A 12,924-nucleotide genomic window follows, 5' to 3' on the forward strand; every position below is an offset into this window, starting at 1 on the left:
GACCTGCGCTGGTCAGAGGGCCGGACGGGCAGCCTGAAGATGTCGAGCGGCCCGATGCCGTGTCCTGCCCTACTGGATCGGTGCAGAAGCGCGTAGTCTGGGGGTGTGAGCCGTCGCGCGAAGATCGTCTGCACGCTGGGCCCGTCGACGTCGTCCCCGGAGCGCATCCGCGCCCTCGTCCGCGCCGGGATGGACGTCGCACGGCTCAACTTCTCCCACGGGGAGCACGCGCAGCACGCGGAGGTCTACGCCCGCGTGCGCGAGGCCGCCGACGCCGAGGGGCGCGCGGTCGGCATCCTCGCCGACCTGCAGGGCCCGAAGATCCGGCTCGGCCGCTTCACCGACGGGCCCCAGATGTGGGCGACCGGCGAGACCGTCCGCATCACCACCGAGGACGTCGCCGGCACGCACGACCGCGTCTCCACCACCTACAAGGGCCTGGCCGACGACGTCCGCGCCGGCGAGTCGCTGCTGATCGACGACGGGAACGTGTCGGTCGAGGTCACCGGGGTCGAGGGCCGCGACGTGGTCTGCCGCGTCGTCGAGGGCGGCCGGGTCTCGGACAACAAGGGCATCTCGCTGCCGGGCACCGTCGTGTCGGTCCCCGCGATGAGCGAGAAGGACGAGGCCGACCTGCGCTTCGCGCTCGGCCTGCGGGTCGACATGATCGCGCTGTCCTTCGTCCGCTCGCCCGCGGACGCCGAGCTCGTCCACAAGATCATGGACGAGTACGAGTGCCGGCTCCCCGTGATCGCGAAGCTGGAGAAGCCCGAGGCGGTCGACGCCCTCGAGGCCATCGTGCTCGCGTTCGACGCGGTGATGGTCGCGCGCGGTGACCTGGGCGTGGAGCTCGCGCTCGAGGACGTCCCGCTGGTGCAGAAGCGCGCCGTGCAGATCGCCCGGGAGAACGCCAAGCCGGTGATCGTCGCGACGCAGATGCTCGAGTCGATGATCCACAACTTCCGCCCGACCCGCGCCGAGGCCAGCGACGTCGCGAACGCCGTGCTCGACGGCGCGGACGCGGTGATGCTCTCGGGGGAGACCTCGGTCGGCGACTACCCCATCGAGACGGTGCAGACGATGTCCCGCATCGTCGAGGCCGTCGAGTCCGGCCCGGCGTCGGTCCCGGCGATCCAGCACGTGCCGCGGACGCAGCGCGGCGTGGTCACCACCGCGGCCCGCGACATCGGTGAGCGCCTCAACGCCCGCGCGCTGGTCGCCTTCACGCGCTCCGGGGACACCGTGCGTCGCCTCGCCCGGCTGCACACCCGCCTGCCCGTGCTCGCCTTCACGCCCGTCCCGGCGATCCGGTCGCAGCTCTCGCTCTCGTGGGGCGTCGAGACCTTCCTGGTGCCCTGGGAGGAGACGACGGACGCCATGATCGCCCGCGTCGACGCCTCGATCCTGCAGATCGGCCGTTTCGCCCCGGGCGAGCTCGTCGTCATCGTCGCGGGCTCCCCGCCCGGGCAGGCCGGCAAGACCAACCTCCTCCGCGTGCACCGGCTGGGCGAGGACACGCACTAGGCCGTTCGGCGGCGTCCCGGTGCGGAGCGAACGGCACCTTCGCAGTCTCTATGTGCGCGAAAGTGCCGCTCGTTCGTTTGGATGGGGTCATGCCCGACACCGCCGCGCACCCGTTCGACGCCCTGACCGCGGACGCGATGCGGGCCGGCGGCTCGTGGAAGTGGTCCGGCCAGGGGGTCGGCGACGGCGTCGACCGGCACGGTCGCCCCCTCATCGGGGCGTTCGTCGCGGAGATGGACTTCCCGACGGCGGGTCCGGTGGTCGAGGCGGTCCGCGCGAGCGCCGGGGCGTCGCAGTTCGGCTATCTCGCGGACGCATGGGTCGCCGACCTGGCGGCGGCGTGCGCCGCGTTCTGGGCCGACCGGTTCGGGTGGTCGGTGGACCCCGAGCGAATCCGGCCCGTTCCCGACGTCATGACGGCGCTCGTGGCGACGATCGAGCACTTCACCCCGCCGGGCACCCCGGTGCTCCTGCCGACGCCCGCCTACATGCCGTTCCTGACGGTGCCCGGGCGGCTCGGGCGGGAGATGGTGCCGGTCCCGATGACCGCGGCGCCGTTCGCCCTGGACCTCGACGCACTGGACGCCGCGTTCGTCTCGTCCGGGGCGAAGCTGCTGGTGCTGACGAACCCGCACAACCCGACGGGCCGGGTGTTCACCCGGGACGAGCTGCGCGCGGTGACCGCCGTCGTCGAGCGGCACGGCGCCCGGGTGTTCGCCGACGAGATCCACGCCCCGTTGGTGTTCGACGGCCGCGCGCACGTGCCGTACGCGTCGACCTCGGAGGCGGCCGCGGCGCACACGGTCACGGCGACGTCGGCGTCGAAGGCGTGGAACCTGCCGGGACTGAAGTGCGGCCAGGTGATCCTGTCGAACGCCGCCGACGCCGCGCGGTGGTCGGAGCGCGGCTACCTCGCCGAGCACAGCACCGCGACGCCGGGCGTGCTGGCCTCGACCGCGGCGTACGCGCACGGCCGGGCGTGGCTCGACGACGTGCTCGCCTACCTCGACGGCAACCGCGCCCTCCTGCGCGACGCGCCCCTGCCCGGCGTCGGGAAGGAGATCCCGGAGGGGACGTACCTGGCGTGGCTGGACGCGTCCGGGCTCGGTCTCGACGAGCCGCCGTCGGCGTTCTTCGCCCGCGAGGCCGGCGTGGTGCTGACCGACGGGGCCCTGTGCGGCGGGCCCGGCGGGATGCGGCTCACCCTGGCGACGGCGCGGCCCGTGCTGGCCGAGGCGCTGGAGCGGATGGCGGCCGCCCTCTCCTGAGTGGCAGGAAAGCGTCGTCGCTGTCGTCCAGTGGCGGAGAAGCCACCTCGTCGGCGCCTAGGGTGGAGGCATGCCGCTGTCGTTCTCGGAGGAGCGCGAGACGGGCCTGGTCGCCGTCACGCTGACCGACGACGCCGGCGAGGTCGTGCAGACCCGGGTGGTCGGCGCCGACGAGCTGGCCCGGATCGCGGCCGCCGCGCGGCGTGCGGCCGCGCGGGCCCTGGAGCGGGGCGAGCCGCTGTTCGTCACGCTCGACGAGCTGATCGACGACCCGCCGGACTGAGCGAGGGTGTGGGTTTCCTCCCACTGGACGACAGCGACGACGCTTTCCTGCCGACGAGTGGGAATCGATCCAGGATGGACGACGACCGCTACGCCCCGCCCGCCGACCTCGCGGCCCGGGCCAACGTCACCGCCGCCGACGAGGCCCGGTTGCGCGCCGAGGCGGACGCCGACCTCGACGCCTTCTGGCTCGCGCGCGCGAAGGGACTGGACTGGGAGCGGGAGCCGACGCAGGGCTACGACGGGTCCGGGCACCCGTTCGTCACCTGGTTCGCCGACGGTCGGCTGAACGTCGCGCACAACTGCGTGGACCGGCACGTCGACGCCGGGCGCGGCGAGAAGGTGGCCCTGTCCTGGGAGGGCGAGCCGGGGGACCGGGTCGCGGTCACCTACGCGGACCTGCAGCGTCGGGTGGCGCAGGCGGCGCACGGGTTGACCGAGCTCGGCGTCCGGACGGGCGACGTCGTCGTGGTGTACCTGCCGGTGCTCGTCGAGACGGTCGTCGTGATGCTGGCGTGCGCGCGGATCGGGGCGCTGCACTCGCTGGTGTTCGGCGGGTTCTCGGCGGAGGCGCTGCGGTTCCGGGTGACCGACGGGCGGGCGAAGGTCGTCGTCACCACCGACGGGCAGTACCGGCGCGGGAAGGCCGTCCCGGTCAAGGAGAACGCCGACCACGCGGTGGCCGGCACCGACGTCGAGCACGTCCTCGTCGTCCGCCGCACCGGCCAGGACGTGCCGTGGACCGAGGGCCGCGACGTCTGGTGGCACGACGTCGTCGACCGGCAGCCGACCACGCACGACGCCGAGGCCTTCGACGCCGAGACGCCGCTCTTCCTCATCTACACGTCCGGGACGACGGGCCGTCCCAAGGGCCTGGTCCACACGATGGGCGGCTACCTCACCCAGACCGCGTGGACGGCGTGGGCGTGCTTCGACCACCGCGACGACGACGTCTACTGGTGCCAGGCCGACCTCGCCTGGGTCACCGCGCACACCTACGAGGTGTACGGCCCGCTCGCGAACGGCGTGACCCAGGTGCTCTACGAGGGCACGCCCGACACCCCGCACCGCGGGCGGCACTTCGAGATCATCGCCCGCCACGGCGTCACCGTGTACTACACCGCGCCCACCCTGGTCCGGACGTTCATGACCTGGGGCACGGAGATCACCGACGACCACGACCTGTCGTCGTTGCGCCTGCTGGGCAGCGTCGGCGAGGCGATCAACCCCGAGGCGTGGCGGTGGCTGCACGAGCACGTGGGCGGCGGGCGTGCCCCGATCGTCGACACGTGGTGGCAGTCCGAGACCGGCGCGGCGATGGTCGCCCCGCTCCCCGGCACGACGACGTTGAAGCCGGGGTCCGCGACGCGGCCGCTGCCGGGCATCTCGGTACGGGTGGTGCGCGAGGACGGCAGCGACGCCGATCCCGACGAGGGCGGGCTGCTCGTCGTCGACCGGCCCTGGCCCGCGGTGGCCCGCACCGTCTGGGGCGACCCGGACCGGTACGTCTCGTCCTACTTCTCGAAGTTCTCGGAGCGGGGCTGGTACCTCGCGGGGGACGGCGCCCGCATCGACGACGACGGGTACGTCTGGCTGCAGGGCCGGGTGGACGACGTGATGAACGTGTCCGGGCACCGCCTGTCGTCGATCGAGCTCGAGTCGGCGCTGGTCAGCCACCCGCGGGTCGGCGAGGCCGCCGTGATCGGCGCACCGGACCCGACGACGGGGCAGGCGGTGGTGGCCTTCGTTGTCACGCGCGGGGAGGGCGCCGCCGACGAGGACCTCACCGTTGACCTGCGCGCGCACGTCACCCGCGAACTGGGCCCGGTCGCGCGCCCGCAGCAGGTGCACGTGGTGTCGGTCCTGCCGAAGACGCGCTCCGGCAAGATCCTGCGCCGCCTGCTGCTCGACCTCGCGTCCGGCCGGGAACCGGGGGACACGACGTCGATCGTCGATCCGACCGCTCTCGACCAGGCCCGAGGTGCGCTGCGCGCAGGTGAGCAGAAAAGGGGGCTATAGCCCCACTTTCTGCTCACGAGGTGCGCAGCACCACACACGACTCGGCGGGCAGGACGACCGCGGCCTCGGAGAGCCCGACCTCGAACGGCGTCCACACCACCTCGGTGGCGCCGTCGACCGGCACCGTCGCCTCCCCGGCGCCGAGGTTGACCACGAGGCGCAGCGCCCCGCGGTGCACCACGAGGGTCCGGGCGCCCGCGTCGACGTCGACGTGCACCCGGTCCAGGCGCGGGTCGGCGAGCTCGCGCTCGGTGCGCCGCAGCGCGGTGAGCGTCCGGTAGACGTCGAGCAGCCAGGCGTGCTGGCCCTCCTCGGGCTCGGCCCAGTCCAGGCGGGAGCGCTCGAAGGTGGCGACGTCGGTGGGGTCGGGGACCTCCTCGGCGCCCCAGCCGTGCTCGGCGAACTCGCGGCGACGGCCCTCGCGCACGGCGTCCTGCAGCCCGGGGTCGTCGAACCCGACGAAGAATGCCCAGGGGGTGGAGGCGCCCCACTCCTCGCCCATCCAGATCATCGGTGTGAACGGCGAGCAGAACACGAGCGCGGCGCCGCAGGCGAGCCGGCCGGGGGACAGCGACGCGGACAGCCGGTCGCCGCCGGCGCGGTTGCCCACCTGGTCGTGGTCCTGGAGGTAGGCGAGGAACCGCCACCCGGGCACGCGGTCGAGGTCGACGGGCCGGCCGTGGGTGCGGCCGCGGAAGGTCGACCACGTCCCGGCGTGCACGTAGGCCTCGCGCAGGACGGCCCCGAGGGTGTCCAGGTCGCCGAAGTCGACGTAGTAGCCCTGCGTCTCGCCGGTCAGTGTGGAGTGCAGGGAGTGGTGGATGTCGTCGCACCACTGCGCGTCGAGCCCGTACCCGCCGGCCTCGCGGGGGGTGACCAGCCGCGGGTCGTTCAGGTCGGACTCGGCGATCAGGGTCAGCGGCCGGCCGAGTGCCGCCTCGAGCCCCTGCACGTGGACGGCCATCTCCTCGAGCACGTGGGTGGCCCGGGTGTCGCGCAGGGCGTGCACGGCGTCGAGGCGCAGGGCGTCCACCCCGAAGTCGACGAACCACATCGTGACGTTCTCGAGGATGTAGGCCCGGACGGTGTCCGAGCCGGGTCCGTCGAGGTTGAGCGCGGACCCCCAGTCGTTGGAGCCCGCGAAGTAGGGCCCGAAGCGGTCGAGGTAGGCCCCGGACGGCCCGAGGTGGTTGTAGACGACGTCGAGCGCCACGCCCAGCCCGCGCTCGTGGCAGGCGTCGACGAAGCGGCGGAACGCGTCCGGCCCGCCGTAGTTCTCGGTCACGGCGAACCACAGCACGCCGTCGTAGCCCCAGCCGCGGGTGCCGTCGAAGGCGTTGACCGGGAGCACCTCGACGATCGTCACGCCGAGGTCGACCAGGTGGTCGAGACGCTCGACGGCGCTGTCGAAGGTGCCGCCCGGGGTGAACGTGCCGACGTGCAGCTCGTAGATCACCGCCCCCGGCAGGCCCCGCCCCGTCCACCTGTCGTCGGGAAGGCCCGGTGGCGCCCAGACCTGCGACGGCGCGTGCACGCCGTCGGGCTGGCGGCGCGAGCGCGGGTCGGGCAGCGGGTCGGCGCCGTCCAGCGCGTAGGCGTAGGAGCTCCCGGGACCGGCGCCCTCGACGGTCGCGGTCCACCACCCCTCCTCGGCGGCCATCGGCCACGTCACACCGTCGACCACCACGCTCACCGATCCGGCCGTCGGAGCCCACACCGAGAACGTCCCGTCGACGCCCAGACCTGTCATGGGTGGCGATTGTTGCGGTCCCGACGTCCGGTCGCCGCGCGAACCGGGTACACGCCCGCGGCGATAGGCTCGATCGTCGACGGCAGGACGGGAGCGGTACGGATGGTGAGGACGGACGGGGAGGACGTGGATCCCCTGTTCGCCGTGGACGGTGACGTGGCCGCGGCCATGGCGGGGGTCGACTGGTCGTCGACCCCGCTCGGGCCGTCCAGGTCATGGCCCCAGGAGCTGCGCACCGTCGTCCGCGTGCTGCTGACCTCGCGGTTCTCCATGTGGATGTCGTGGGGCCCGGACCTGACGTTCTTCTACAACGACTCCTACCGCCGCGACACGCTGCGCACGAAGCACCCGTGGGCGCTGGGCCGGCCGCTGCGCGAGGTGTGGTCGGAGATCTACGACGCGATCCTGCCGCAGGTCCGGGCCGTCACCGAGCGGGGCGAGTCGACGTGGGACGAGGACCTGCTGCTCTACCTCGAGCGCAACGGCTGGCCCGAGGAGACCTACCACACGTTCTCCTACAGCCCGCTCACCGACGAGCAGGGGAACCTCCACGGCCTGTTCTGCGCGGTCGCCGAGACCACCCCGCGGGTGCTCTCCGAGCGCCGCATGGCGTTCCTACGCGACCTCGCCACCGCGATGACCTCGGCCCGCACCACGCGGCAGGTGGCCGACGCGTCCGGCGACGTGCTCGGCGGCGATCACGCCGACATCCCGTTCGGGCTGGTCTACCTCCGCGACGTCGACACCGGGGACCTCGCCCTGGCTGCGGCCGTCGGGGCCCGGAGCAGCGGCCCGGCCGCCCCGACGACGGCCACCCTGGACGACGACGGGCCCTGGTCGCTCGGACGCGCCCGGGCGGGCACGGTGCCCGCGGCACTGCCGCCGGCCCTGCGCGACGAGGTGCCGACCGACTGCGACCGCGTGGTCCTCGTGCCGCTGCGCCCGCCTGGTTCCGCCCCGGACGACCTGCTGGGGGTGCTCGTCGTCGGGCTCTCCCGCTTCCTCGCGTTCGACGACCTGTACCGGGACTTCGTGGAGCTCGTGGCCGGGCAGGTCACCTCAGGCGTGCTCGACGCGCGGGCCGCGGAGTCCGAACGGCAGCGCGCCGAGGCCCTCGCCGAGCTCGACACCGCCCGACGCCGCTTCTTCGCCGACGCCAGCCACGAGCTCCGGACGCCGCTGACCCTCATCTCGGGGCCCGTCGACGGGCTGCTCGCCGAGCCCGACCTCGCCCCGTCGCGGGCCCGCGGGGACCTCGAGGTCGTCGCCCGCAACGCCCGGCGGCTCACCCGGCTCGTGGGCGACCTGCTCGAGGTGGCGCGGCTGCAGGCCGGGAGCGCCGAGCCCCGGCGCAGCCCGGTCGACCTCGGCCGGTTCACCGTCGACGTGGCCGGCATGGTGGCCTCGGCGATGGCGCGGGCCGGGCTGGAGTACGTCGTCGACGCCCCCTCGTGGCCGGTGCCGGTCGCGGTGAGCCGCGTCGGGTGGGAACGCATCGTGCTCAACCTCGTCGCGAACGCCCTCAAGTACACCCGCGAGGGCTCCGTCTCGGTGCGGCTGCGCCACGAGGGCGACCGCGCGGTCCTCACCGTCGCCGACACCGGGATCGGCATCGCGGCCGACGAACTGCCCCGCCTCTTCGACCGCTTCCACCGCATCGAGGGCACCTGGGCGCGCAGCGCCGAGGGCAGCGGGATCGGGCTCTCGCTGGTCCGGGAGCTCGTCGAGTACGACGGCGGGTCGGTCGAGGTCGCCAGCGAGCCCGGCATCGGTACCACCTTCACCGTGTCGATGCCGGTCGCCGAGCTGGCGGACGGGACCGACGACGGTGATGACGACGACGCGCCGGAGGGCGCCGTCCGGTCGCGCGCGCTGGTCGACGAGGCGGAGCTGTGGGTGCCCGCCGGGGCGGCGGGGGAGCCCGACCCCGACCAGCCGGTACTCGGCCGCGTCCTGGTCGTCGACGACAACGCGGACATGCGGGCCTACGTGAGCCGGCTGCTCGCGCCGCGCTGCGCCGTGGTCACCGCGGTCGACGGGGAGGCGGGGCTGGAGATGGCCCTCGCCGACCCGCCCGACCTGGTCGTGTCGGACGTGATGATGCCGGGGCGGGACGGCCTCGGGCTGCTCACCGCCCTGCGCGAGGACCCGCGCACGTCCCGGGTCCCGGTGCTGCTGCTCTCGGCCCGCGCCGGGGAGGAGGCGGCGGTCGAGGGGCTCGTGGCGCAGGCCGACGACTACCTGGTCAAGCCGTTCGCCCCCGGGGAGCTGCAGGCCCGCGTCCAGGCCCACCTGCAGCTCGGGCGCGCCCGGCGCGAGGCCGAGGCGCGGTTCACCGCGGTGGCCGACCTGGCGCCCGCCCTCATCTGGGTGTCCGACGGCTCCGGACGGCGGGTGTTCCTCAACGCCGGGTGGGCCCGGTTCACCGGACGGGACCGCGCCGCGGAGCTGGGGTCGGGCTGGTTCGCCGGGGTCCACCCGGCCGACCGCGCCGGGTACGAGGCCGTGGTCGGACCGGCCCGCGACGAGGGCCGGAGCTGGGAGACCGACCTCCGGCTGCTCCACGCCGACGGCACCTACCACCGCCTCGTCGAGCAGGCCACGCCCGTGCCCGGCCCCGACGGTCGCGCCGGCGGCTGGGTGGGGGCCGCGGTCGACGTCGAGACCCGGCTGCGCGAGGCCGACCGGGCGCGGCTGCTCGCCGAGGTGGCCGCCGGGATGGAGTCCACCGACACCGTCACCGGTCGGCTCGGGGAGCTGGCGCGGGTGCTGCGGGACGCCCACCTCGGCGACCGCGTGTTCGTGGACGACAGCGGCGACCCCGCCCCGGCGGAGGCCCCCCGCCGGCTCTGCCGTCCGTTGCGGGTGCGGGACCGGACGCTCGGGGTGCTGGTGCTCGAGCGGGATCCGGATTCCACGCCGGTCTCCGCGGCCGACCGGGAGCTGGTGGACGAGGTCGTCGCCCGGACGCTGCCGAGCCTCGACAACGCGATGCTCCACGCCGACGAGCGCAGCGCCGCGCACCGGCTGGCGATCGTCCACCACGCCACGACGGCGTTCTCGGCCGCCGCGACGCCCGCCGAGGTCGGCCGGGCGATGATGGAGCACATCGTCGAGCTGCTCGGCGAGGACGCGCAGGCCGCCGTGTTCGAGTACGACCGGGGCCTGCGCCGGCTGCGCCTGGTCACCCGTCGTCCGCCGGCCGGGGACCCGCGCTCGAACGGCGACGACGTGCCCCTCGAGGTGGACACCCTGCTCACCCGCGCGGTGCTCAGCGAGCGGTCGATCTGGGTCCACGAGCCGGAACCGGGGGAGCCGGAGGACGCGCAGGACCCGGAGCTGGTCGCGCTGATGCGTGCCCGGGGGCTGCGCAAGGTCGTGACGATCCCGCTGATCGCCGCGGGTCAGGTCGTCGGTGCCCTCGCCGTCGGGCGGGACGTCCTCGGCCGGCTGGACGCGGGGGAGCGGACCACGCTGCTGGCGCTCGCCGAGCCCTGTGCAGTCGCGCTCGACCGCGCCCGTCTCTTCCGCGCCGAGCACGAGATCGCGCAGACCCTGCAACGCTCGTTGCTGCCGCAGGCGCTGCCCGAGATCGCGCGGCTGCCGATCGCGGTGCGCTACCTGCCGGGCGCGGTCGGGACCTCCGCCGGCGGCGACTGGTACGACGTCGTGGAGGTCGGCCCGCACCACGTGGCGGTCGTGGTCGGCGACGTCGTCGGCCAGGGCACCGCGGCGGCGGCCGTGATGGGGCAGCTGCGGACGGCTCTCTCCGGCTACCTGCTCGCGGGCCACGGCCCCGGTCCGGCCCTCGACCTGCTCGACGGGCTGGTCGCCCGGGTCCCCGGCGCGCGGGCGTCCACCGCCATCTGCCTGCTCGTCGACACCGACTCCGGCGAGGTGCGTTGGGCCCGCGCCGGCCACCTGCCCGCCCTGCTCGTCGACGACCCCGGGCCCCGGCTCCTCACCGACCCGGCGGGCCACGGCCCGCTGCTCGGGCTCGGGCTGGACGCCCGCGCGCCGCGGACCGAGGGCACGATCACGATCCGGGACGGCGACGACCTGGTGCTCTACACCGACGGTCTCGTCGAGCGGCGCGGGGAGTCCCTCGACGAGGGACTGGACCGCCTGGTCGAGGTCACGGCGGCCCGCCCCGACCCGGCGCCCGAGCAGACGGCCACCTACCTGCTCGACGCCCTCGCCCCGAGCGAGGCGATCGACGACGTCGCTGTGGTGGTGCTCCGTCTCGCCCCGTCCCCGATGACCCGCACCTTCCCGGCGGACCCGTCCGAGCTCGCCCGCATGCGCCGGGCCGTCCGCGTCTGGGCCGGGCCCGCCGGCCTGCGGGACGAGGTCGCCGAGGACGTCCAGCTCGCGCTCGGCGAGGCCGCCACCAATGCCGTCGAGCACGCCTACGGGCCGGTCCCGCCGCCCGACGCCGAGGTCCGCGTCACCCTCACCGTCCTGCCCGACGGCGGGGTGACGGTGGACGTCACCGACCATGGATCCTGGCGTGCCATTCCGAGCGACCCCGGGCACCGGGGCCGCGGCCTCTCGATGATCCGGGCGCTCGCCTCCGACGTGGTGCTCGACGCGGGTCCTGACGGGACCACGGTGACGTTCACCGTGCCCCCGGCCCGGCGGTCGCAGGAACCCGTCCGGGAGCACGCGCGGGTGTCGGAGTCCGACCGGGAGGTGTCGGTGACCGTCGAGGGGAGCACCGTGACCGTGCAGGGCGACCTCGACCTCGCGGGCGCCGACGTGCTCTCACGGGTGGTCGCGGCACCGCCGGCGCGGTCCTGGACGCTGGACGTCTCCGCCGTCGGGCACCTCGCCAGTGCCGGCATCGGGGTGCTCCTCGCGGCCGCGGACGTCGGCGCGGAGCTGGTGCTGCCGCAGTCGGGCCCCGCGGCGAGGGTTCTCGCGCTGGGCGGGCTCCCCGCACCCCCGCAGGCGGCCGTCCGATCCTGACGGCGGGCCCGGCCGCTGTTCGGGGACGTCTCCGGGCGGGCATCCGGCGGGCATGGAGTACAGGCAGCTGGGCCGGTCGGGACTCAAGGTCTCGACGATGACGATGGGCACGATGACCTTCGGCGGCCGGGGCATGTTCGAACAGCTCGGCACCACCGACGTCGAGGGCGCCACGCGGCAGATCGACCTGTGCGTCGAGCACGGGGTCAACCTCGTCGACACGGCCGACATGTACTCGGCCGGGCAGTCCGAGGAGATCGTCGGGCAGGCGACGAAGAACCACCGGGACGACCTCTACCTCGCCACGAAGATGCGCTTCCCGATGGGCGACGGGCCGAACGACGGCGGGGCCTCCCGGACCCGCATCGTCCGGTCGTGCGAGGACAGCCTGCGCCGGCTCGGCGTCGAGCACATCGACCTCTACCAGCTGCACGGCTGGGACGGCCAGACCCCGCTCGAGGAGACCCTCGAGGCGCTGGACACGCTCGTGCGCAAGGGCAAGATCCGGTACATCGGCTGCTCGAACTACTCGGCGTGGCACATCATGAAGGCGCTGGGCGTCTCGGAGCGGGGCGAGTTCCAGCGCTTCGTCTCCCAGCAGATCCACTACACGCTGCAGGCCCGCGAGGCGGAGAACGAGCTGGTCCCGGTCTCGATCGACCAGGGGCTCGGCATCCTCGTGTGGAGCCCGATCGCCGGTGGGCTGCTGTCCGGCAAGTTCCGGCGCGGCCAGGACGACCCGGAGACCTCGCGCCACCTCGGCGAGTGGTCCGAGCCGCCGGTCCACGACCGCGACCGGCTCTACGACATCATCGAGGTCGCCGCGGAGGTCGCGGAGGCCCACGGCGTGTCGGTGGCGCAGGTGGCCAACGCGTGGCTGCTCCACAAGCCCGGCGTGACCTCGCTGGTGATCGGCGCCCGCACCGAGGAGCAGCTCGCCGACAACCTCGCCGCCGCCGACCTCGCCCTGACCGACGACGAGGTGCGCCGCCTCGACGAGGTCTCGGCGATGCCGCTGCTCTACCCCTACTGGCACCAGAAGAACACGATCACCGACCGGCTCTCCCCGGCGGACGCGACGCTGCTCGGGTAGGGGCGCTGCACGTGGGCCGC

General features: G+C 74.3%; 7 protein-coding genes. 6 read left to right on the plus strand and 1 reads right to left on the minus strand.

Translation table 11 applies throughout. The features are described 5' to 3' along the window. Positions 1-105 precede the first annotated feature (105 nt). The 4 genes from pyk to acs all read left to right on the plus strand — a co-directional run bounded on the left by pyk (position 106) and on the right by acs (position 5,093). A complete protein-coding gene (pyk, locus tag BJ983_RS05580) occupies positions 106-1,524 on the plus strand; it encodes a pyruvate kinase (RefSeq protein WP_179792917.1) in 1,419 nt (472 codons plus the stop codon). A gap of 89 nt (positions 1,525-1,613) precedes the next feature. Next, the gene (locus BJ983_RS05585) at positions 1,614-2,792 is read left to right on the plus strand and encodes a MalY/PatB family protein (protein ID WP_179792918.1); all 1,179 of its coding nucleotides are present in this window, start codon (positions 1,614-1,616) and stop codon (positions 2,790-2,792) included. Positions 2,793-2,862: 70 nt separating this feature from the next. Then, positions 2,863-3,075 (plus strand): hypothetical protein, encoded by a 213-nt coding sequence (locus BJ983_RS05590; protein WP_179792919.1) that lies wholly within the window; start codon positions 2,863-2,865, stop codon positions 3,073-3,075. A gap of 74 nt (positions 3,076-3,149) precedes the next feature. Continuing rightward, positions 3,150-5,093, plus strand: coding sequence for an acetate--CoA ligase (gene acs / locus BJ983_RS05595; protein ID WP_179792920.1), 1,944 nt, complete (start codon positions 3,150-3,152; stop codon positions 5,091-5,093). Between the two features lie 13 nt (positions 5,094-5,106). Here the strand turns inward: acs and treZ are convergent, their stop codons facing one another. Further along, the gene (gene treZ, locus BJ983_RS05600; RefSeq protein WP_179792921.1) at positions 5,107-6,843 is read right to left on the minus strand and encodes a malto-oligosyltrehalose trehalohydrolase; all 1,737 of its coding nucleotides are present in this window, start codon (positions 6,841-6,843) and stop codon (positions 5,107-5,109) included. Positions 6,844-6,969: 126 nt separating this feature from the next. On the opposite strand from treZ, the gene BJ983_RS05605 reads away from it, so the two are divergent. Together BJ983_RS05605 and BJ983_RS05610 are read left to right on the plus strand one after the other, a co-directional pair. Continuing rightward, entirely contained in the window at positions 6,970-11,811 is a 4,842-nt protein-coding gene (locus BJ983_RS05605) for a SpoIIE family protein phosphatase (protein WP_179792922.1), read from the plus strand. Positions 11,812-11,863: 52 nt separating this feature from the next. Then, positions 11,864-12,904 (plus strand): aldo/keto reductase, encoded by a 1,041-nt coding sequence (locus BJ983_RS05610; protein WP_179792923.1) that lies wholly within the window; start codon positions 11,864-11,866, stop codon positions 12,902-12,904. Positions 12,905-12,924 lie beyond the last annotated feature (20 nt).

The sequence above is a fragment of the Actinomycetospora corticicola genome (assembly GCF_013409505.1).
In the GTDB taxonomy this organism is placed as follows: domain Bacteria; phylum Actinomycetota; class Actinomycetes; order Mycobacteriales; family Pseudonocardiaceae; genus Actinomycetospora; species Actinomycetospora corticicola.